We start from the raw sequence: 23,539 nt of genomic DNA, 5'->3' as shown, positions 1-23,539 counted from the left end.
CGGTCCCCATTCTCTCACTTAGAGGATGGGGACCGCCTTGTTTATTATTGAATCTGTTGTCTGCGGTATTGATAAGGTGTGATTCCATACTGATCCTTGAACAGCTTGATGAAATACTGCGGCTTCTTGTAACCGACCATATGAGAAATATCGATTACATGCAAATTGGACTCTATCAATAGCTGGGAGGCTTTTTCCAATCGTTTGGCTGCAATGAAGTTCGATAGATTCTCACCGGTTTCCTGCTTATACACTTTAGACAGATAGACAGGATGAAGATGAACAATTTTACCCAGATCGTCCAGGCTCAAACCATCGCCGATATGACCGGCAATATGAGATTGTATGGTTTGGACAATATGGCGGTTAGACAATTTTGCGCTTCGCTCGAATTGGGTGATGCAGAGCAGAATGGACTCAAGTGCAGCGTCCGGCTCTGCCAGTTGACTGAAGATCCAACCTGCGACCTCAACCTGCTGCAGCCGGCTGACAGAGAAATACACCCGCTGAATAAAGTCGAGCAGATAGAGAATTTTCTGCTTTCTGGAACCAAGCTGGGCGAAGGTCTTGAGAATGTTCTTTCTGGTCAGCTCCCATTCTCCAGGCTCCCACTTAGGATGAGCAGTACAGTCCTGCAGCAGGGTACAGTCACCCGCGTGAACTTCCTCCTGGTAATAAAACTGGCAGAAGATTTGCCGGACGGCATTCTTCCGGCTAAATTCAAATTTCTCCGAAAAGGAAATATTGCTGATGCTGTGCGCGAGCTTCTGAGCGTCGGATTCCAGGATTAATCCTGCCAGCCCCGGGCCTGTCGTCCAAATCAATTGATCCAGCTCCCGGCTGTTGTCTCTTAAGGTGATTTCATCTGCTCCCTCTGCATCTGGAACCTGAAAGAAGCAAAAGGTCTCCTTCAGCAGTACGGTATCATAAGCACTGAAATCAGTGCCTGCGGGGGAGGGTCCGCCAATAACGGACAGCAGATAACCCAGCCCGTCAAATTTCTCCCACGTAATCTGGGGCTTCAGCTGCTGCTCATCAATGCTTTTGAGCACTTGCTTCATCGCTTTCTCCATATCCTCTTTATCCACGGGCTTCAGCAAATAATCCAGAGCGCCCAGCCGGATCGCTTTCTGCGCATAATCAAATTGAGAGTAGCCCGAGAGAAAAACCACTTTGGTCTTAAGCATGTTCTCATTAATATGCTCCAGCAAATCAATGCCGGACACCTCGGGCATGCGGATATCCGTAATCAGAATATCAATCTGATTCTGGTTCAATAATTGCTTGGCTTCAACCGAATTAGTTGAGGTCACAATCTGGTGTATGCCGAATTTCTTCCAATCCAGCAGATGTTTTAAGTATTCAACAATGTAATGTCCGTCATCCACAATCAGTAATCGCATGTTCTCCTCCTTCATCCAGCGAGAAATCAATGTAGGCCATCACGGACAAGCCGCCCCAGTCATTGGTGAAGAAACGCAGGCCGCTTAATTCGCCGTAAGCATTTTTAAGACGCTGATGTATATTCCACAGACCGATTCCACTGGAGCCTGGCGGAGGGGATTCGCTTTCGACCCTTGCTGCCAGCAGAACGATTTGCTCCGGCGCAAGCCCCTTGCCGTCATCCGCAATGATGATCAGCGCACCGTCATCAAGAGCTTTTAACTCTATGGAGACCCGATGGGCGCCTTGCCGCTCTTCAATGCCATGCTGGATGGCGTTCTCTACGATCGGCTGGATAATGAGCGGCATAATACGATGTTCTCCCAGCTCCGGGGGCAGCTTGATTTCATAATGAATCTCTTTGCATAGGGACATGATGGATAAAAAATGATCCGCAAGCTGCAGCTCAGAGGCCAGAGTGGCGTCATGGCGGTCCAGCTTCGTCAGATAGCGGTAATATTCAGCCAGATGTTTGCTCATCTGCATGACAGCCTCCGGAGACGTCTTCGCCATCGACATAATGAAGAAGAGGCTGTTATACAGAAAATGCGGATTGATCTGCGCCTGCAGCTGCTTCACCTCGGCATCTCTCCGCAGCTCTGTTTCAATCTTCAGGGACGCAAACAGATTCTGGGTTTTGAGCACCATGTGGTTAAAGCTTTTGAACAGATTAAAAAATTCATTAACGGGATTCTCGCTGATCCGTGTGCTGTAATTCCCTTGCTCCACCTGATAAAATTTCTTGCCCAGCAAATGAACATTCCGGTAGAAATTCCGGTAGAACATCAGAATGACGATCAGCCCAATAATCAGAATGACCAGGATACTGCCCACGAATACCTGCTGATTCCGGTCCAGCGGATTCAGGAAATCACTCATCCTTGTATATGTCACAAGATATGTGTCAATAGGCTCGATATATTTAGACAACACATAATAGTCGTCTTCGCCGGTATGATAGTCAAATTTCAGGATTCGCTGCGTATCCGGTGTGATCGTCTCCTTGGCTTTTTGCACGATACGACTGTCTACAGGTTTGCCGCTAATCACCAGGTTGTTGTTCACAAGGAAAAAAGCATTGGAGCTGTCGCCGTTAACCGCTTTGCCCAGCAGGCTGACCAGATATTCCTTCTTGAGCTTCACGCCCACGATGTATTGAATATTTGCCGGGTTTTTGGGCTGATGGATGTAGGGGTAGACTGAAAAATAATACAGGCTGTTATTATAGGTCTGCCAGCCGCGCTCAGTGACCTGTTCGAAGGGAAGCTTAGCCAGCGAATCATGGCCGGTCTGAATAAAGGTGCCATCCGGCTTCCAGTAAATCCCGATGGATTCTACCGCCAGACTCGAAAAGAGCTGATCCGATAACCGCTCCGAGATTTCATTCTTATTCATCTGTCCATCATAGTTGCTTAAATCCTGTTTCCGGCTCTGATAGAACCGCACATCATTGTCGGCGGTATACTGGATACCGTACATGCTTGCCTCGGAGATGACACCATCCATAATGCTCTCCGCATAAGCCAGCTGATTTTTGGAGGAGTTGATCAAACTGTCCTGAATCGTTCTTGAACCCAACGTATTCATGATAAAAAACAGTCCCAGCGTAAGCAGCAGAAAAAAAACGAAAAAGTAGATGAACCGTTTCATATTCACTTTTTTAATCATATTCACTTCCTCGTTCCCCAATACTGGCGGTTGCCGGATTCGTGTCCTTCCGTATAAATCTATCATAATTCATTAAATTCAAAAGAAAAAGATTATTCAGCCGCAAAATGAAAGCGCTTATCAAACATGTTTAGGGATTGGTTATGATCTTTAGATTAAGACATTTTAGGATGAAAGCGCTTTTGCTAACATTAAACCTGAAAGAAAAACTTCTTGGCATGATAAAAGGGGGTAACACAAATAGCTCAGGTTATAAATACCCAAGCGGGGACGTTAAAGACAGATGACAGGAAAAAAAGCAGCAAAAATCCCTGGAACAAGGAGATCAGGAAAAACTGGCCGCTGTATGTGCTCTGTATCCCGGCACTCGTATTTGTTATTATCTTTGCGTACGGACCGATGGTCGGCCTGGTGATGGCTTTTCAGGATTACAAGCCCTGGCTGGGACTTACCGGCTCAACGTGGATCGGCTGGGACAACTTCGCGAGAATCTTCCAGTATAAAGAAGCGACACAGGCCATTACCAACACGCTCATCATTGCTGTAATCAAAATTATTGTCGGCATTATCGTTCCAATCTTCATGGCAATCCTCTTAAGTGAAATCAGAAATGTGGGAGTCAAGAAAAGTATCCAGACCTTGGTGTATTTGCCCCATTTCTTATCATGGGTAACCGTTGCCGGAATTATGATTGATATTCTGGGACTGGACGGCGGCATCAACCACTTTCTATCCAATCTGTTTGGATCGAAACCGATCTTCTTCCTGGGTGATCCGGTCCTGTTCAGGCCGACGGTTATTATCAGTGACTTGTGGAAAAATTTCGGCTTCGGCATGATTGTCTACCTGGCGGTCATCACCGGGATCGACCCTTCCTATTATGAGGCTGCAGAGATCGACGGCGCTTCACGCTGGCAGCAAATCAGGCATGTTACTTTGCCGAGCATGATGCCGATGATCATCGTCATTGCTACGCTGAGCCTGGGGAATATCCTCGATGCGGGCTTTGATCAAATCTTTAACCTTTACAATCCGCTTGTCTATAGCACAGGAGATATTATCGATACGTACGTGTACCGGTCTTCCTTATTGAATGGACAATACGGGTTCGGTACTGCCGTCGGGCTGTTCAAATCAGGCATCAGTTTTATATTGATCGTCATTTCATACCGGATTGCCTATAAGGTTGCCAACTACAAGATATTCTAGAAAGGAGCATGGAGAGTGTATCATAAGTCCAAGGGATATAAGATCTTTTCGTTCTTCAATTATATATTTCTGATTCTGATTGCATTATCATGCTTCTTGCCTATGCTCCATCTGCTCGCGCAATCTCTTAGCAGCAAGGCCGCGATAAACGGCAATCTGGTCTCCTTTTGGCCGGTGGATTTCAATGCGGACGCCTATGTCAAAACCTTTAAAAACTCCAACTTCACCGGTTCCATGCAGGTATCCGTGTTCAGAACCGTACTGGGAACCTTAATCAGCATGTTTATTATTACGACTGCGGGTTATGCCTTATCCAAGGATTTCCGCGGACGCAATGCCTTGATGTGGGTTTTCATCTTCACCATGCTGTTCTCCGGGGGATTAATTCCGTCCTATATCCTGGTCACGAAGCTTGGATTAAAAGATACGATCTGGTCCTTGGTGCTTCCGGGTGCCTTTGGCGCGTACAATTTGATTCTGATCATGAATTTCTTCAAGACCATTCCGAAGGCGCTGGAAGAAGCCGCGTTTATCGACGGAGCTTCGTTCTTCGTGATTTTCCGCAAAATCTACCTGCCGCTGTCGCTTCCCGGCTTGGCCACTGTGGGATTGTTCATCATGGTCGGGCACTGGAACGCCTGGTTTGACGGTATCCTGTATATGTCGAATACTGAGAACTACCCGCTGGCATCGTTCCTGCAGACGGTCGTCGTCCAAGGCTCTGCCCAGAGTATGGCGCTCAGCCAATCGGAAGCGGCAGCGATGTCGGAGCAGAGCATCAAGGCAGCCCAGATTTTTATCAGCACCTTGCCGATCATTCTGGTCTATCCCTTCCTGCAAAAGTATTTTGTGAAAGGCATCGTGTTAGGTGCAGTCAAAGAATAACCCACTATAAAGGAGCCTACTCAATGAAAAAAACAGGTGTTTTACTCTCCGCCGCTTTACTGATGACTGGATTGCTGGCGGGCTGCGGCTCGGATAATAAGGGATCAAGCTCCGCTGCGGAAGCAACGCTTAAGGACGGGAAATATGATCCTCCGATTACGATCAGCATTGCGAAGCAGCAGGATGAAAATGCCGGAAAATACATCAACGGCGAAAGCCTGAATGACAATGTCCTGACCCGCTGGGGTAAAGAGCATCTCGGCATCCAGATCGAGACTACGCTGCTCGGCGGCGATGCGACCCAGTATAACACCAAGCTGCGGCTCGCGCTCACCGGCTCCGAGAAACTCCCGGATGTTCTGCCTGTCTATGACACCTCGCTTGAGAATGACCTGATTCAGTCCGGGCTGGTCAAAGATATTACAGAGGACATCAGCAAATATATGCCTGAGCGGCTGAAAGAGATTTATAAGGAATACCCGACGGCCTTCAATCCGGTCATACAGGACGGCAAGGTGTACGGCATGCCGATTGCACCTAATTTGACGGAAGGCCAAGTGATGCTCATCCGTCAGGACTGGCTGGATAAGCTGAACTTAAAGGCACCGACAACCCTCGGTGAGTTTGAAAAAGTGATTGCTGCCTTTACGAATGATGATCCCGACGGCAATGGCAAACAGGATACCTACGGATTTGATTTCTCCGGTAAGGATTCTTACAACACAGGCTGGGTCAGTGACTCCGTGATGATCTTCAGCGCCTACACCGGCAAGCATCTTCCGGGCCAATGGTATAGCGAGGACGGTAAGCTCACTTACGGGTCGGTTGCCGAAGGAACCAAGGATGCGCTTGCCAAACTCCGCGACTGGTATTCGAAAGGGTATCTGAACAAGGAATTGGCTACACAGGGCGCATGGGATGCACTGGCTGACTTTACCGAAGGCAAAGCAGGCATTATTATTGGCCGGCCTTGGCTGTACGGCAGTGTTAAGGATGTTGAAACCAACGTTCAAGGTGCCAAAATCAGTGCTTATCCCACGATCAGCGGTGTCAGCGGAGATAAGACCTATCAATCCGGTCAACAGAATGACGGAGTGTTCATGTTCAATAAGGATTTTAACAATATGGAAGCTTTCTTCCTGTACTACGACAAGCTGTACGATGCGGCATTCGGCACGGGTGACTTCAAGTACGGATATGCCGAAGGTTATGATTATGATACCGTAAACGGCGAAGTAGTCTTTGATTCCAAGAAATTCAACACGCCCATGGATGCTGCCCAAGGTGTAGGCAAGATGTCCTTTACCAAGAATACGCCAAGCGTTGACGGCCCGGGCAAATCGTTCTATGATCTTGCGCAAGGTGCGAAGCCGGATAATGGGGTTCTGATGAGATCGGCAGCCAATGATGCAACCGCCAAAGACGGATATGTTATTTCTTATGAGAACAGAGATGTGCTGCTTCCTAACGCCTTCAACGGACCGCCGACCAAAACGATGCAAACTTCGTGGGAACAGCTGAACACCATGGAGAAGGAAACCTTCACAAAGATCATTTACAGCAAAGAACCGCTTGAAGCTTACGACACCTTTGTTAAGCAATGGCATGACAAAGGCGGCACGCAAATTACAGAAGAAGTGAACGATTGGTACACTAATGCCAGCAAAGTCGATGTAATGTCCAATATGGGCCTGAAATAAGCCGATTATGGGAAATTAATGAAATCAATTATTTCTGAGAAAAGAGGATTTACTTATGAACCTTACGATCCCATTCTCCAATGAATGGTTTCAAGCTGAACATGATTCACGAGTATCTCCGACTCCGTCCGGCGGCTTCCGGTTGAACACTACGCCCGAGGGCGGGGGGATGGAGCTTCTGCCGGGCAGCCTGGACAGTTCTGTATGGCAGGAATACGAGTTTATGAATGCAGAGGTGTATCACGATTCACATGATGTACTGGTGCTGCTATTCAGTTTCCGTGATCAGGACAGCCGTATGATCACCTATCATACTGGCATTTTGCCGGGCGTCAGAACGGTGATCTGTTTGCCGCTGAAGCATCTGAACGGGGAGAAGCTGTTCCTTGACCGTTATCCGGGTGTGATGCAGACCGTGCTCCGCGGAGATGCGAGGGTCGACCGGAAGCGGATTGCCGGGTTCTCCATCGCGACCATTCCTTCAACGACAAGCCGGAGTGTGGAGATTAGCGGATTGTCCCTCAGTGGAGCCGAGCCGGATTTCACCTACGATTACCACCCTTATATTGATGGGCTGGGCCAGCTGAAAGGCAGAGATTGGCAGGGGAAGACGGCCAATCAGGCGGAGTTGAGCGAAAGGCTGCATTTAGAACGGCAGCTTGCAGCTGCGGCTGATTTCAGCGCGAGCGGTCTTGGCCGGTACGGAGGCTGGAAGGGACTTGCATTTCAGGCGACCGGCTATTTCCGGACGGAATTTGACGGCAGCAACTGGTGGTTTGCCGATCCGGACGGCTATGCCCTGTTCAGTACGGGAATGGACTGTGCCGGTCCGGCTTCTCCCATGCACGTAACCGGCATGGAGCATTTGATCCCGCAGCTGCCGGGGCGGGAAGGGAGCTATCATGAGGCCTGGTCACAGGCTGGGCAGGAATTCAGCTTCGGGATCGCCAATCTGATCACAACCTTCGGGTCGGAGTGGCGGTCCGCCTGGACGGAGCTGACCGAATACCGGCTGAGACAGTGGGGATTCAATACGATCGGCAATTGGTCCGATGACGGATTTATCAAAGGCTCGGAGCTTCCCTATGTGTATCCGCTGTCTGATTTTCCGGCGACGGAGCAGACGATCTTCCGCGATTTCCCCGACGTGTTCAGCCGGGAGTATGAGCAGAATGCAGAGGAATTCGCGAAGCAGCTGGTTCCGCTGCGCGGAGATCGGCGGATGATCGGCTATTTCATGCGCAATGAGCCGCATTGGGCATTCGTGGACAGTCTGAATTTAACGCAGCTGATGCTGAAATCACCGGTCCGTTATGTCAGCAAGGAGCGGTTCATCCAGTGGCTGGGCGAGAAGTATGGGACTGTAGAGCAGCTGAATGAGGCGTGGGCCAGCAGCTACGCCAGTTTTGAACAGTTGTACACACCGCACGATACGGCAGCCTCGGATCATCCTGGAAGGGAAGCGGACTACGCACAATTCAACCGGATGATGATCCGGCGGTATGTGGAGATTCCGGCACGCTTATGCAAGCAGGCGGACCCGAATCATCTCAATCTGGGCATGCGTTATGCCTGGGTAAGCAGCGACGATGTGCTGGAGGGCTGCGAGTGGTTTGATGTCTTCTCGCTGAACTGCTACCAGTTCGCTCCTGACCGGGAACAGATCATGTATATCAGCGAGCGGCTGGGCAAGCCGGTCATGATCGGAGAATATCACTTCGGCGCAGCGGACGGCGGCATGCTGGCTTACGGCATACGCGCAGTGGCAACCCGGGAGGAGCGCGGCAGTGCCTACCGCTATTATGTCGAGCAGGCTGCAGCCATTCCGCAGCTGATCGGGGTGCATTATTTTCAGTGGAATGATCAGCCGGTGCTGGGGCGTTTTGACGGGGAGAATTACGGGATCGGCGTGGTGGATGTCTGCAACCGGCCGTATGAACATTTTGTACAGGCAGCGAAACAGGCCCATGAGCAGATGTATCCGGTGCGGACCGGCCTTGTTGAACCCTATAATGTACTTCCTGCAGAGATACCCAAAACAGGATTCTGACGGCACAATCCTAACTAATTACACTAAAAGGGCAATCCATGGTCACAATGACCCCGGATTGCCCCTTATTTAGAATATTAGAATGTGATTTAATCCATTATACTTAAGCTTTTTCTACCGTAAGCTTGGAAGGATTCAAGCCATCCGCTTCCCCTTCGGCAGGAGCCTTGTTCGAAGTGCGGAGCGGCAGCTCCTTCAGGAAGAAGACCAGAATAAAGGCGACAACCAGTACGATGGTCCCTGTCAGGAACACGGTGGACAATGTCTGGCCCAGAGCGTCACGGATGCTGTCAATCATCTGTACGAAGATCGGCTGGGCATCGGCTGGCAGGCTGGCTTGTGTCTGCTCAAGCAGCGGCTTGTTCATCAGTGCCTGCGGATTGGCGAAGGCCGTCATTTGCTGGGTCACTGCCGGATCCAGCTGAGAGAAGTCCGCTGCCGAGGAAGACTGCAGGGCTTCCTTGAGATGTTTCGTAAGATTGTTCGACATAACAGTCCCCATCACTGCGATACCGATGGTGCCGCCGAGGTTACGGAACAGCTGAGACGAAGCGGTAACTGCACCCAGCTCCGTATGGGAAACTGCATTTTGCGTAGCCAGCGAGAATACAGGCATACCCAGACCAAGACCGAGGCCGAATACGATCATACTCAGGACTGCCATTGGCACATTGTTCATGAATACCATAATTGCCATGCCGGCAATCATAACCGGTACGCCGATCAAGGCATAACGTTTGTATTTTCCTTTTTTGGCGATCATCTGACCGGTAAAGGTACTGGCAACCACCATAACGATCGACATCGGCATTGTGACATAACCGGCGTAAGTGGCGGAGATACCGAGCACACCCTGCACGAAGAACGAGAGATAAATCATCGCGCCCATCATGCTGAAGTTCATAATGAACCCGATCAGGTTGGAAATCGTAACTACACTGTTTTTAAATAAATGAAGCGGCAGAATCGGATTCTTCGCTCGGGTTTCGGTGAACAGAAAGATAAGCAACGAAACAACGGATCCGGCTAACAGGCCAAGAATTTGGGATGAACCCCAATCATATTCTGTACCTGCCCAAGAGAAGGCCAGCAGCAGCGGAACAATGGTCGTCGTCAGGAACAGTGAGCCGAGATAGTCGATGCTTGTAGACTCTCCGCGTTTGGCTTTCGGGAACAGGGCCAGGATCAGCGCAAAAGCAACAAAGCCGAGCGGCAGGAAGATCCAGAAGAGCCAGTGCCAATCCATATGGTCAACAAGATAACCGCCGAGTGTCGGTCCAAGTACACTGGAGAAGCCGAAGACGGCCGTCATTAGGCCCATCCATTTGCCGCGTTCACGCGGAGGGAACAGGTCGCCTACAGCTGTGAATGCGGTGGACTGGATAATACCGGCGCCCACCCCTTGAATCCCACGGTAGATGATGAACTGATACACATCATCCGAAGTACCGGTCAGAAAAGCTCCGACCATAAATATCAGAATCCCCGCCAGCAGAAAGGGCTTGCGGCCGAACATGTCGGACAGCTTGCCGACAAGCACCGTGGCGATTGTTGAAGTCAGCATGTAAATATTGATCGTCCAGGTATAGTAATCCATACCGTCCAGGATCGCGATAATGCGCGGCATAGCCGTGCTGGTAATCGTCTGATTGATCGCGGCAAACAGCATAGCTGCCATAATGGCGATCATAATGGTAAGCTTGCGCTTATCAGATAAATGTTCCATTGATTTTTTCCCCACCGTTTTTTTATTTTTTGTCTAATTCCGAAATTAATACTCCAAAAATTCTTCTTAAATGTGCGATATCCTCATCAGGCAAGATGCTGAAGTAGGAGCCCATGATCTCCTTTTGTTTATTATGCGCCTCCTCGATTGCAGCTTCCCCTTCCTTCGTCAGTGTAATATTAACCACTCTCCGATCGTCAGCCGCCCGTTCCTTCCCGACGTAACCTTCAGCAAGCAGCGAGTCTGTAACACCTGTGATTGCCGCAGGGGTCATGTTAAGCGCAGCGGCCAGCTGGGATACCATCATCGGGCCTTCCTTGGACAGAAAATGCAAAGCCTTGAATTGGGTCAGGCTAAGGGCAAAGCCTTGTTTATTCCAACCATGAGCCATTCCTTTCAGTAACGTTTTGAACATGGTAGAGATTTCAAAAAAATCATTGTGATCGGACAAAACTTCACCTCCGTAAGCTGTATGGAAAAACGCGGACAAGTTAATTTAGCGTTTAATCATTAATTGATAAATAGTTAAATACTAAATTATTAAGCTGTGAATCAATATATCACCCTTTTTTTATCCCGTCAAGACAACAAGCTATATAGATTGAACTTAAAAACTTGAGAGAAGGGAAAGGAGGAAAGTACTTTTTATTACCGCACATCCCCTAGTGGAGTCCGCATCTTATAGCTTTGCTGTAGGTAAAGCATAGATAAATATGTGTTCGTCACGCCTTTTTGGAATTTTTCATATCTTCGGTGATGAAAGCTTATATTGATGCTGTTCCTGTGGCATCGTCACCTTCAAGTCATCATGAATTTCTTCGGTGTACCTTCATTCTATTGCGAGAGCTAAAGATCTTGCCAATGTGGGATGCTTACTGTGGATGGTGTTATGGATTCTCGAAGGGCCTGCGGACATTTCATCAAAATCACTTAGAATTACCGATCAAAGTGTTGTCGGGTGGTCTTTTTGTATACAAAGCACCGGTTGGTAAAAACCTTCAAGTAATCAATTACCTTCAAGAATTCAGTCCAACCTAAGCAGCCAGTCGCCGAACTTCGGTGGCTGGCTGCTTAACATTTACAAGGTGTTTCCTCTGTCCTGTTCGCCAGGAGTACACAGTTATGAAAACTCAGCTTGGTTAAACCAAAGTTCTCTAATCTAATGGGTTGAAGAAAGGTTGAAATCATGACTAACAGTTTGTACCCTTTATGACGAGCAACTTACCGATCCCCATTTTCTTTACATGCTTCTTTTTCTGCTGAAGAATAATCATGTGAATGCACTTCTTCCAAACTAGGTAATATGAATTGAAATGTTAAAGGATTCAGGTTCCTATCACGTAGATAGGAACCTGAATCCTTATTTATACAGGTATTTCTTCAGTGAAATAATCCAATACCATACAACCAGCCCCCTGAGCCACAATGTTATAGGCTGCTGTTGATTTAATTATTTCGACTTTAGTATTTGGATGAGAACTTATACGGTCCTGTGCAGTTTTAGCAGCGACATCAAAAAAACGCGGTTTCGGCACTAGTGTACCTCCAAAAACGACAATTTCAGGACGCAATAAAAAAATAAGATTACTAAGGCCAATCCCAAAATAATAAGCAGCATCTTCTACCACAGATAAACAGAGCTCATCGTTTTGTTCTAAAGCATGCAATATATGAAATAGATCAATATCTTCAACATCATTTACTTCATGTGAAAGCATGGAAGGTTTGCCGCGTTTTATGAGCCGAACCATCTCCTCGCGAATAGCTGGTAAACTACTGTAAGCTTGAAGACATCCATATGAACCACATGAGCAATGCCGACCATGGATATCAATAATGATATGCCCAAAGGTATCCTCCACTTCACGTTTACTACTGACTAATTTTCCTTGTGAGATCGTACCACACCTAATTCCGATATCACTGGATACAAACACTAAGTTGTCCGTCTCCTTCCAATAGTTCATTCGATATTCAGCAAGAGCAGCTAAGTTGGTTCCGTTTTCTAAGAAAACAGGAATATCCATTTTGTTTTTTAAGTAGTCAACAATATTCAGATCCCATCCACCTGCAGGAAAGTGCTGAGGGTGCGAAATAACCCCCATGTCAGGGTTGAACGAATCCAACACTCCAATTCCAATACCTAATAAATTCTCTTTAGGAATCTGATTCTGAGCCAATAAGCTATCAACGCATGTTGCAATATAGTTTAATGTAAATTCTCCAGTGAATTCAGACGTCATTTTTAATTTTTCAACGCTTATGATATTAAGCTTTAAATCAAGGAGTAAGATCGTAGTAAATAGACTTGTTAGTTCTACACCAACTAAATAATTCGAATCTTGCTTAATAACATAGGCTAGAGGTTTACGTCCACCACTTGATTTTCCAATCCCACTATCATAGATAAGACCTTCCTCAACGAGCTCTTCCAGTAAACGACCACAAGTTACATGTTTAAACCCAGTATGTTCAGTTAATGTATTAATGGTTACAGGACCCAATCTACGTACTAAGCTATATAACAGCTTCAAATTTTTTGCTTTAGGTGAGGATAAGCCCTCAAATTTATTTAGCATTTTTTTTCTCCTTGATCTGTGATCTATAGGAAACCAATCAAAACAGATATAGTTTATTATCCAACTTTTTTAATCATAGTTCCACTTCATTTAATTATTATTCTACAAAATCACAACCATTAAATAAAACTGATTTAAATAGCATATTGCATTAATCACTTTTATGATTAAAGTTTGAAAAAAAGACGGGTTAAATAGAGGATATCCAATTGAAAATAATATACTTTTTATATAAATGATAAATAGTTGTTTACAAATAGAGAATAAGCCATTAGAATTAACTACAGAAAGTTCTGTAGTAAGAAATTTGAAATGTGCGTTAAGCATTTTATAGCACCATAAATTTAGGAGGAATACAACATGCAAAAAACGAAAAATATTCAGGAAGCTAGAGATTTTATCTTAAGTAAGACCTCGTATCGTCCAACAGTTGGGATGATTTTGGGATCGGGATTGGGTACATTAGCTGATGAAATTGCAAACCCTTTCACAATTCCCTATAGTGAAATTCCTTACTTTGCAAAATCAGAAGCAGTAGGGCATGCGAATGAATTAGTTATTGGGGAGCTAAAGGGGAAAACTGTGGTTGCGATGAAAGGACGCTTTCATTATTATGAAGGTTTTACTTTGGACGAAGTAACTTTCCCTGTTCGTGTAATGAAGGCGCTAGGAGTTGAAAACCTTCTTATCACCAATGCGTGCGGTGCTGTCAATAATAATTTTAAACCGGGTGAGTTGATGTTGATTACGGATCACCTCAATTTGGTAGGTACGAATCCATTGATTGGACCAAATAATAACGACTTAGGTACTCGTTTTCCTGATCTTTCCCAAGTGTACAATGCTGAATTGCGACAAATTGCTACGGAAGTTGCAAAAGCGCAAAATACAACTTTACGTGAAGGCGTATACTCCTGGTGGAGTGGTCCGGCTTATGAAACACCAGCTGAAATTCGCATGATTCGTACATTAGGCGCAGATGCCGTTGGTATGTCGACTGTACCGGAAGCCATCGTAGCTGTTCACTCGAACATGAAGGTCCTAGGAATCTCCTGTTTAACCAACATGGCTTGTGGAATTCTAGATCAGCCTCTAAGTCATAACGAAGTTATTGAGGTAGCCGCTATGGTAAGAGAAAGTTTCATTGCTTTAGTTAAGGGAATTATAGAGAAGGTTTAGTAATGATAAAATCAGATGAAGAAAAAGGCGGGGTTATGAAAGGGTATATATATGTCATATTAGGTGCGATTTGTTATGGTTTATTATCTACCTTTGTGAAATTAGCCTACAAAGATGGTTTTATCGTTAATGACGTTGTTGGAATACAACTCTTATTAGGATCGATATTATTATGGGGCGGAGTGTTTTTTACTAAAGGCAGGGAGAGTACAAAACAGAAGAGGTTTGTAACGCCAAGTAAAAGGGAACTGCTTTTATTAATGACTGTAGGGTCTACAACGGGACTTACAGGAATGTTTTATTATCTCTCACTTCAATATATTTCAGCTTCATTGGCTATCGTACTCCTTTTTCAGTTTACATGGATCGGTGTGTTACTTGAGGCAATTTTCAATAGAAGAATTCCTGAAAAAGGAAAGCTACTATCAATTATTCCTTTACTTATCGGAACGATAAGTGCAACGAATATTTATTCGACTGGAATTTCTGCCGTTCATTGGCTTGGCTTTTTGTTTGGTCTGCTTGCAGCATTATCCTATTCCATTTTTATGCTTGTTAGTGGTAAGGTCGCCGTTCAAGCAAATCCGATTATGAAGACAGCTTTCATGACTACCGGAGGTCTGATCGTTTGTTCGGTCATTTTACCTCCAACGTTTTTGACAGACGGAAAGCTTCTATTACAACTGGCCGTTCAATATGGTTTTGTTTTAGCTTTTGTCGGCCCTTTTCTTTCCACACTACTGTTCTCGAAAGGTGTTCCGTTAGTGGGATCTGGAATAGCATCAATATTGGGGGCTATGGAGCTTCCAACAGCCTTACTAATGTCTGTCTTCGTCCTGAATGAGCACATTGGTGTTCCGCAATATGTAGGGATCGTCCTAATCCTAATTGGAGTATCATTACCTGGATTACTGAAGAAAAACAAAAAGGACACCTTAAGCGTTAAGACGTTTTAAGCAAGTTAATAATTATTGATTAGGGAGGAATTTGGAATGATAAACAAAGATGAAATCTTTATGAAAAAGGCAATTGAAGTTGCCCTACAATCCCGAGAAGAGGGAAATGAGCCTTTTGGTGCAATTTTGGTCAAAGGAGAGGAGATCGTAATGGTTGGGGAAAATAAAATTAATACATTTTGTGATCCAACACATCATGCAGAAATCGGTTTAATCCGGAAATTTTGTTCTGACAACAATATATTTGATTTAAACGAATACACTTTGTATACAAGTTGTGAACCTTGTGTAATGTGTTCGGGTGCCATGGTGTGGTCTAACCTGGGCAAAATAGTATATAGCGTATCACATGATCAGTTAGCTGAAATCGCTGGGAGCAACATTATGATCGCTTGTAATGAAGTGTTTGAAAAAAGCCCTCAAAGACCTGAACTGGTAGAACAAGTGCTCAACGAAGAAGGTTTAAAAGTATTTGATGGATACAAATTTTCTCATTAAATAAGTTATTTAATAAGATGGGAACTTTATGAATTCATTGGGCAACTTCACTCTAAAGTGAAGCTGTCCTCTTTTATGTGTGTTGTGTTACTGCTTAGAATCTAATTACTAATAATTTGACTATAATACAAGGCTGAGAGTGGAAAGGTGAGATTGACATATGAATAATAAATTTCAACGAATTCACATAATTGTTCTTGATTCTGTTGGTATCGGAGAAGCACCAGATGCAGCATCTTTCGGGGACGGGGGTGCTGATACGTTAGGACATATTGCAGAAAGAAGAAACGGATTGAATATGCCCAATTTGGCTGCGCTTGGTTTATCAAACATTAAAGAAATACAAGGTGTACCTAAGGCGGACCATCCATTGGCTTATTGGACCAAAATGCAGGAAGCATCTAACGGTAAAGATACGATGACAGGACATTGGGAAATTATGGGTCTAATTGTTGACAAGCCGTTTCAGGTATTTCCAAATGGGTTTCCTGCTCCATTGATTGATTATCTTGAGAGGGAGTCCGGTAGAAAAATCATTGGAAATAAACCTGCAAGCGGCACTGAAATATTAGAAGAGCTAGGGGAAGAGCACATGAAAACAGGAGCTTTGATTGTCTATACATCAGCGGACTCCGTTTTGCAAATTGCTGCCCACGAAGATATCGTACCATTGGATGAATTATACCGTATCTGTGAGATCGTACGTGAATTAACTAAAAGCACTGAGTATATGGTTGGTCGCATCATAGCTAGACCTTTTATTGGAGAAATGGGGACGTTTAGACGTACAGCTAATCGACATGATTATGCATTGAAGCCTTTTTCCAGGACAGTCATGAATGAGTTGAAGGATGCTAACTTTGATGTCATAGCTATAGGGAAAATTTCAGATATTTATGACGGAGAGGGCGTCACCGAGACTATTCGGACCGTATCCAACATGGACGGGATGGACAAGTTTATTCAAGCTGCAAAGAAAGATTTCACCGGTTTGTCTTTCTTAAATTTGGTTGACTTCGATGCTCTTTATGGTCACCGGCGTGACCCGGAAGGCTATGGTAATGCACTTGAAGAGTTTGATGCTCGGCTGCCAGAACTGTTAGACAATCTCACAGAGAAAGATTTGCTTATTTTGACTGCGGATCATGGCAATGATCCGATTCATCATGGGACAGATCACACTCGCGAGTATGTCCCGTTACTCATTTATTCCAAGGCGTTTTTAGAAGGCAGAGAACTGTCTGTTCGCAATACATTTGCAGATATTGGAGCTTCGATAGCTGAAAATTTCGGAGTCAAAATGCCGAAGCACGGCAGCAGCTTTATTCGGGATCTAATGTAACTTTACAAAGATCACAGGGCTTGATTTTATCATCTATTGTATGCCCAGGGAAAAGTAAAGAGGAATGTGACATCGATGTTAAAGAGATGGCTCCGGAAAAGTCTTTATTCGAGGCCATAGGCAACGGAGCTATACTTGGTGGAAAAACAGCTCTGATAGTTGGAGCAATGTTAATCACGTATATCGTCCTTCCAAGAAATTAAACGTTATATCTTTGCGCCAATTGCTCTAATAATGGGGATACCTGTGCCCGAAATTGTAGCATATTTGATATCCTTTGCTAATTTCTCATCGATCGGGATCCTATTACTTTTTAAAGGCTTAGCTAGTACACACTAGCTGGCCTATTTGGTTTGCACATATTACTCAAAACATTATAGTAATATTATATTTATATAAAAAGATGGAGTTAAATTATAGAATATTTAATAGAAATAAAGTTATATCTTTATTCTTTTTATATAAATGAAAATTAGTCCTTTACATTGTGAGTCTTGCCGGATAGAATATGGATATCAAAACTAATAGTTTTATTACTTTGAGGAGCATCAAGGGGGAGTTTAACTATTGTAAATACATTAAGAACTTTTGCTTTAAGCCGTGTTCGATTTAATATTAAAACCCTTATAGAATTTCTTGAATGAATGTGTAACCCCTTACAAAAATCAAAAGTACATTGGTTAAGAAAAAAACAAGCAACAAGTTGAGCTCAAAAGGAGACATTAAAATGACAATGAAAACAAGACTTAGAATTATGAATTTCTTTCAGTTCTTTATTTGGGGATCTTGGCTTGTTACCTTAGGTTCCTATATGATAAACACATTACATTTTACAGGTGCTCAAGTTGGATTAGTTTATAGCGCAAAAGGGTTAGCGGCCATTATTATGCCAAGCTTGGCCGGGATTATTGCGGATCGCTGGATCAAAGCTAACAGACTATATTTAATTTTTCATGGTCTAGGAGCGATTTCTTTATTTATCGCAGCACAAGTTTCAGATCCAACGACAATGTTTTGGGTAATATTTTTTAATTCGGTAGTGTACATGCCTACCAGTGCTTTGACAAATGTTATATCATATGTTGCGCTTGAAAAAGCAGGGCTGGATACAGTGAAAGATTTTCCGCCAGTTCGGGTGTTTGGAACCATTGGTTTCATATCTGCAATGTGGTTAGTTAGCCTCAATGGACTTGAATTAAGCAACATTCAATTATATATAGCTGCAAGTATTTCGCTTTTGCTAGCTCTATACTCACTTACGCTGCCTGATTGTCCAACATCTAATGAGAAAAGAGACAAGTCATGGATTAGTCTTTTTGGCTTAGATGCGTTTGTGTTATTCAAACAGAAAAGAATGCTTATATTTTTTCTATTCTCAACACTTCTAGGTGTTGCACTGCAAATAACCAATACATTCGGCAACCCATTTTTACATGATTTCGGGTTGAATCCTGTTTTTAAAGATAGTCTCGTGGTACAGTATCCATCCATTCTATTATCAATATCACAGATTTCTGAAGTATTTTTTATTCTTGCCATTCCATTCTTCTTGCGGAACTTTGGAATTAAAAAAGTTATGCTCATTAGTATGGTTGCTTGGACATTACGTTTTGTATTTTTCGCGTATGGTGGCCCATCTGGATTTGGCTTCACACTCCTCCTGTTATCCATGATTGTGTACGGGTGTGCCTTTGATTTCTTTAACGTCTCTGGAGCTATTTTCGTGGAAAAGGAAGTTAATCCTCGTATGCGTGCAAGCGCACAAGGTTTATTTCTAGCCATGGTAGATGGAATAGGAGCCTCTGTAGGAGCTATTGTAAGTGGAAAAGTTGTAGATTACTTCACAGTAGACGGCGTAAAGGATTGGCACAATATATGGTTAGTTTTTGGGGCATACACACTCGTACTGGCAATTATTTTCTCTGTTAGTTTTAAATATAAACATGATCGGAATGCTATGAAGGATGTAACTGACGGTCATTAATTACTTTACAAGCAGCTACCAAACATCTGTTATAAAGACAGACTTGCGAAAAACATGTCTAGAGCCATACTGGCGTCAGAGCAGACACTAAAGAACGGGAGGTAAACTGCCAATAATTGTTCAGACGTTTCAATGTTTAGGACGAGAGCCTGCACGGTGATTTCCCCTTCAAGCATACTCCAGCGTCCAGGCGATGCCATAAAGACGGACCGTCCGGGCGGGGGGATTAACCGCTATCCATGTGCCGACATCTGAAATGAATGATCAAATTATTACAAATTCTAAGTAAAGGAATAATTGCCTCTCCTTGTGGGAATCGGATGATCTTGTGAACTGGTCCGATCAGAGAATGATTGAACTTGGTGATACAGATTTCGGCTGTGCTGGCTATAACAAAGGAAGAATACAACCGGATCAAGGAAGCATTCGCCGGACAATAGAACAAAAGGAGCATCCGCCAGCGCAGCGGATGCTCTTTTTTGTTCATAAGCCTGTATCTCTACAATTCCTCTACTTCCCGCAGCCAGAGCGCGGCGGAAGCGTCGCTTGGCATCCGCCAGTCGCCGCGCGGTGAAAGACTGACGGTCCCGACCTTCGGGCCGTCCGGCAGGCAGGAGCGTTTGAACTGTTGGGTGAAGAAACGGGTGATGAATACTTTCAGCCACCCGACCAGCTGTTCCCGGGTATAGCCATCGCCGAAGGCATGTTGGGCGAGGTACAGGATTTTGCCGGGGGAAGCGCCGGTGCGGAGCATATAATAGAGGAAGAAATCATGCACAACATAAGGACCGAGTATATTTTCGGTCAATTGGACAATTTCCCCTGTCTTCGAAGGCGGCAGCAGCTCTGGGCTGATCCCCGTTTCAATAACGCTGTAGAGCAGTTTGTTCACCGTCTCGTCCGCTTCGTGATCCGCGTACCAGGCAACGACGTACTGGATCAGTGTCTTCGGAATGCCTGAGTTGACACTGTACATCGACATATGGTCCCCGTTATAGGTACACCATCCAAGCGCCAGCTCGGACAAGTCGCCGGTGCCGATGACGATGCCGCCGTTTTTGTTAGCCAAATCCATCAGGATTTGTGTCCGTTCTCTGGCTTGTACATTTTCATAGGTCAAGTCATGAACATCCTTGTCATGGCCGATGTCCTCGAAGTGCTGCAGACAGGCAGCCTTGATATCGGCAACCTTAAGTGAAGCTCCAAGCGCTTTAATCAGGCCGACAGCATTATCATAGGTCCGGTTCGTGGTGCCGAAGCCCGGCATCGTAACGGCGAGGACGTCGCTTGCCGGGCGGCCGAGCAGCTCCATGGCCCGTACGGCCACCAGCAGCGCAAGCGTGCTGTCCAGGCCGCCGGAAATGCCGATAACGGCCTGCTTGGTGCCGATATGGCGGATTCTTTTCATCAGGCCGGAGGTCTGGATGGAGAGGATCTCACGGCAGCGTTCGTCGCGCTGAAGCGGATTGCCGGGAACAAAAGGATTAACGCCGACGGTACGAACCAGTTTCCGTTCACTGTTAAGGAGGGCAGGCTCAGCATACAGCACCTCACGATAATTGCGGCCGCCCTTTCCGGCACGGAAGGTACCCATGACCGCGCGGGAATACTGGATTTTCGGGATGTCGATATCGGCGATGATGATCCGGGTCTCATGGGTAAAACGCTCCGATTCCGCAAGTGTCAGACCATTCTCAGCGATCAGGGAATGGCCGCCGAATACGACATCGGTTGTGGATTCGCCGGCATTGCAGCCGGCGTAGACATAACCTGCCACGCAGGAGGCGGACTGGCTGGAGACAAGCTGGCGGCGGTAGTCTGCTTTGCCTACCAGCTCGTTGCTGGCTGAAGGGTTAAACAGCAGCACAGCGCCGGCTTGAGCCAGCAGACTGCTCGGTGGAACGGGAACCCACAAGTCCTCACAGATTTCAACGCCAAAGGACAAATTGCTGTTCGCTTCACATGCGAAAATAAGATCATTGCCGATGGGAACGGTGATTTCCCCGAGACGCAGCTCTGTGATCTCAAGCTCTTCGGAACCTGCAAACCAGCGCGGTTCATAGAACTCACTGTAGCCGGGAATACAGGTTTTGGGCACAATGCCCAAAATATTCCCCTGCTGGATGACGGCGGCACAGTTGAACAGCCGTCCCTTAATGGCAATGGGCAGCCCGGCAATGACTACCATGTGAAGTCCGGTACTTGCGGCGGCAATGCTATGAAGGCTCTTCAGAGCCGCATCCAGCAGCACGGGCTGCAGGAATAAATCTGCGCAGGTATAACCGGTGATGCAAAGCTCGGGCAGCACCAGGTACTCTACCTGTTTCTCGTCCGCCTGCTTGATCACCTCAATAATTTGTGCTGCATTAAACTCGCAGTCAGCCACCCGCAGTTCCGGGGAAGCGGCAGCCACCCGCGCGAATCCGTAATGATGCATTGGTTTCACCTATCCTTTTTATAATAACGCGTTTCTAGTAATTGTACCCATGATTCCCCATCAGTAACAAGCGGCAGTTTCATGAGTTATAGATTACGCGCAGCGGGGCGGGGACGGTGTCGCAGCAGCATGGTTAAAGTAGAACTGTGCGTCGTTACATAAAAATGCCCGGAACTCCAGAGAGCCCGGGCATTCAAGTGCAGCGCCGGATGATTTCAGATTATATATTCTGGGATCATTCGGCATATTAGACGCGGTAAACTGGTCCTAAAATGTGATTTGCATCATCCTAAGAGGTGAAGCATTTCGCTAGACTTCGCTGTATAACCGCTGCAGGAAATCTACACTTTCCCGCAGATGGGGTTCGGAGGTGCTCTCCAGAAGGCCCTGAATATGCGGGCGGTTATATTTCATATAATGTAGAATGGGGGCAAACTGCAGCTGCCCCTGACCGACAGGAACAATAACGATCCTGCCGTCTTCGACCGTGAAATCCTTCAGATGAATCACCGCGATTCTGTCCCCAAGCAGCTCAAGTGCTTCGGTAATGACACCTTCCTGCTGCCGGTAATTATCGGGCGACATCAGATTCGCGCAGTCCAGAATGATCTGCAGATTATTGGAGGGAATCAGATCCAGCAGCCGCCTCGTCAGCTTCGCAGAGTGCAGAGGATGATTCTGGCCTGCCTCGATGCCTACCGTTACGCCGAAACGTTCCGCTTCCGCCACCATTGCCTTGACCGAAACGACTACCTCCTGAAAGGCTTCCTCCGTAAAGTTATCCGTTGTATAGCCCTTGCCTACGCTGCCAGTTTCTGTGCCTACCAGGCTGGCTCCGAAATCACGTGCCAGGCGAAGGTGGGTGCTGAAATCATCTAGCGCCTGCGCCCTTTTGCCGGGATCGGGATCAATGATATTCACATAACAGCCGAGAACGGCAATCCGGACCCCGGCTTGCCGGAACGCTTCGCCAAAGTATGCCGCCGTTCCCGGGCTTAATGCCGCCAGAGAGGGGACGCTTTCGGGAAAAGATTTGTGTACCGCAAACTGAATATGCTTAAAGCGGTATTGATCCAGCTTGGCGATCAGCTCCGGCAAAGGAAGCCGGGCAAAATCATGGGCGCGGATGCCAAGATGAAGCGGTGCGGACATAGGGTACATCCCCTTTTCTTAGTTAAATCCGGTTCTGTTGCAATGGTTGCATGTGTTGAATAAGGGTGGGCAAGCCTGCAGAATGGCGGATTGCTTCTGCTATCAGCTCTGCTACTTGTTTGGCCCCTTCATTAGAGAAATGGGTATCATCCGTAATCCCTTCCGGATAATTGGGATGCCCGTTCTTGGGCAGATGCATAAATAAATGCCTGGACCCCTCAATACCGAGCTTCCGGTAGAGCTGCTGGGAAGAAGCGAAGATATCAAGCAGAGGTGTGCCGGTAAGCTTCGCCACTTCACGCATCGCCTGCGGGTAAGCTCCCACCGCCAGAGGATCGGGATCGCCCTGCGGAGTGAAGCGGCGGCGGCTGACAGAGGTCAGCAGAACAGGGAAACCGCCGCGGCTGCGGGCTGAATCAATAAACGTGATCAGATTGAGGCGGTAGTCCTTGCCGGGATCGGTATAGCGGGCCGGATCCTCCTGCTTCTCGTCATTGTGGCCAAATTGGATCAGCAGAAAATCACCGGGCTGGAAATCCTGTTCAATATCCGCGAGCCGTCCTTGCTCGAGATATGATTTGGTGCTCCGCCCGTTAATTGCGCGGTTGTCCACGGTGATTTCCGGGCCGAAATGGCCCTGGAGGTATTCTCCCCAGCCGGTCATCGGCTTCTGGTCCGCACCTTTCTGCGCTGCGGTGGAGTCACCGGCGATAAATAGTGTCGGCATGAAG

At 46.2% G+C, this 23,539-nt stretch carries 17 protein-coding genes; 9 read left to right on the top strand and 8 right to left on the bottom strand.

Annotated features, from left to right (window positions below; genetic code table 11):
- Positions 1-44 precede the first annotated feature (44 nt).
- Positions 45-1,403, bottom strand: a complete 1,359-nt coding sequence (locus AC3WT9_RS12610; RefSeq protein WP_341094929.1) for a response regulator transcription factor — start codon at positions 1,401-1,403, stop codon at positions 45-47.
- Positions 1,381-3,111, bottom strand: a complete 1,731-nt coding sequence (locus AC3WT9_RS12605; RefSeq protein ID WP_341379258.1) for a sensor histidine kinase — start codon at positions 3,109-3,111, stop codon at positions 1,381-1,383. Before AC3WT9_RS12605 ends, AC3WT9_RS12610 begins: the two co-directional genes overlap by 23 nt.
- 324 nt (positions 3,112-3,435) lie before the next feature.
- On the opposite strand from AC3WT9_RS12605, the gene AC3WT9_RS12600 reads away from it, so the two are divergent.
- Genes AC3WT9_RS12600 through AC3WT9_RS12585 form a run of 4 tightly spaced genes read left to right on the top strand, consistent with a single transcriptional unit; the run spans position 3,436 to position 8,955 of the window.
- Positions 3,436-4,320, top strand: coding sequence for an ABC transporter permease (locus tag AC3WT9_RS12600; RefSeq protein ID WP_492407704.1), 885 nt, complete (start codon positions 3,436-3,438; stop codon positions 4,318-4,320).
- A 15-nt stretch (positions 4,321-4,335) separates the two neighbouring features.
- Positions 4,336-5,205: a carbohydrate ABC transporter permease gene (locus AC3WT9_RS12595; RefSeq protein WP_038595090.1), complete on the top strand. Its 870-nt coding sequence runs from the start codon at positions 4,336-4,338 to the stop codon at positions 5,203-5,205.
- A gap of 23 nt (positions 5,206-5,228) precedes the next feature.
- Entirely contained in the window at positions 5,229-6,905 is a 1,677-nt protein-coding gene (locus AC3WT9_RS12590; protein WP_341379257.1) for a type 2 periplasmic-binding domain-containing protein, read from the top strand.
- Between the two features lie 55 nt (positions 6,906-6,960).
- Positions 6,961-8,955 (top strand): beta-galactosidase, encoded by a 1,995-nt coding sequence (locus AC3WT9_RS12585; protein WP_341379255.1) that lies wholly within the window; start codon positions 6,961-6,963, stop codon positions 8,953-8,955.
- A 103-nt stretch (positions 8,956-9,058) separates the two neighbouring features.
- On the opposite strand, the gene AC3WT9_RS12580 is transcribed toward AC3WT9_RS12585, so the two are convergent.
- The 3 genes from AC3WT9_RS12580 to AC3WT9_RS12570 all read right to left on the bottom strand — a co-directional run bounded on the left by AC3WT9_RS12580 (position 9,059) and on the right by AC3WT9_RS12570 (position 13,260).
- The gene (locus AC3WT9_RS12580; protein WP_341379254.1) at positions 9,059-10,681 is read right to left on the bottom strand and encodes an MDR family MFS transporter; all 1,623 of its coding nucleotides are present in this window, start codon (positions 10,679-10,681) and stop codon (positions 9,059-9,061) included.
- Between the two features lie 22 nt (positions 10,682-10,703).
- Positions 10,704-11,132 (bottom strand): MarR family winged helix-turn-helix transcriptional regulator, encoded by a 429-nt coding sequence (locus AC3WT9_RS12575; protein WP_341094920.1) that lies wholly within the window; start codon positions 11,130-11,132, stop codon positions 10,704-10,706.
- Positions 11,133-12,045: 913 nt separating this feature from the next.
- Positions 12,046-13,260 carry an ROK family protein gene (locus AC3WT9_RS12570; RefSeq protein ID WP_341379253.1) on the bottom strand — a complete coding sequence of 405 codons (1,215 nt, stop codon included), beginning with the start codon at positions 13,258-13,260 and terminating at the stop codon, positions 12,046-12,048.
- Between the two features lie 360 nt (positions 13,261-13,620).
- Between AC3WT9_RS12570 and AC3WT9_RS12565 the strand changes: the two genes are divergently transcribed.
- From AC3WT9_RS12565 to AC3WT9_RS12545, 5 genes are all read left to right on the top strand, one after another.
- A complete protein-coding gene (locus AC3WT9_RS12565; protein ID WP_341094915.1) occupies positions 13,621-14,439 on the top strand; it encodes a purine-nucleoside phosphorylase in 819 nt (272 codons plus the stop codon).
- 2 nt (positions 14,440-14,441) lie between these two features.
- A complete protein-coding gene (locus AC3WT9_RS12560; protein ID WP_341094913.1) occupies positions 14,442-15,395 on the top strand; it encodes an EamA family transporter in 954 nt (317 codons plus the stop codon).
- Between the two features lie 36 nt (positions 15,396-15,431).
- Positions 15,432-15,893 carry a nucleoside deaminase gene (locus AC3WT9_RS12555; protein WP_341094911.1) on the top strand — a complete coding sequence of 154 codons (462 nt, stop codon included), beginning with the start codon at positions 15,432-15,434 and terminating at the stop codon, positions 15,891-15,893.
- Positions 15,894-16,053: 160 nt separating this feature from the next.
- Complete coding sequence (gene deoB / locus AC3WT9_RS12550; RefSeq protein WP_341094910.1) at positions 16,054-17,235, top strand: phosphopentomutase; 1,182 nt, start codon at positions 16,054-16,056, stop codon at positions 17,233-17,235.
- 727 nt (positions 17,236-17,962) lie between these two features.
- The gene (locus AC3WT9_RS12545) at positions 17,963-19,219 is read left to right on the top strand and encodes a nucleoside permease (RefSeq protein ID WP_341379250.1); all 1,257 of its coding nucleotides are present in this window, start codon (positions 17,963-17,965) and stop codon (positions 19,217-19,219) included.
- A gap of 499 nt (positions 19,220-19,718) precedes the next feature.
- On the opposite strand, the gene AC3WT9_RS12540 is transcribed toward AC3WT9_RS12545, so the two are convergent.
- The 3 genes from AC3WT9_RS12540 to AC3WT9_RS12530 form a co-directional block, all read right to left on the bottom strand.
- Positions 19,719-21,656, bottom strand: a complete 1,938-nt coding sequence (locus tag AC3WT9_RS12540) for an NAD(+) synthase (RefSeq protein WP_341379249.1) — start codon at positions 21,654-21,656, stop codon at positions 19,719-19,721.
- A 309-nt stretch (positions 21,657-21,965) separates the two neighbouring features.
- Positions 21,966-22,808: a sugar phosphate isomerase/epimerase family protein gene (locus AC3WT9_RS12535; RefSeq protein ID WP_341379247.1), complete on the bottom strand. Its 843-nt coding sequence runs from the start codon at positions 22,806-22,808 to the stop codon at positions 21,966-21,968.
- A gap of 22 nt (positions 22,809-22,830) precedes the next feature.
- Positions 22,831-23,535 (bottom strand): rhamnogalacturonan acetylesterase, encoded by a 705-nt coding sequence (locus tag AC3WT9_RS12530; RefSeq protein WP_341379246.1) that lies wholly within the window; start codon positions 23,533-23,535, stop codon positions 22,831-22,833.
- Positions 23,536-23,539: the final 4 nt, after the last annotated feature.

The sequence above is a fragment of the Paenibacillus sp. EB106-06-01-XG199 genome, from assembly GCF_058791575.1.
Note: the sequence above shows the minus strand (reverse complement) of the source record. Positions and strands in the feature narration are given on the sequence as shown.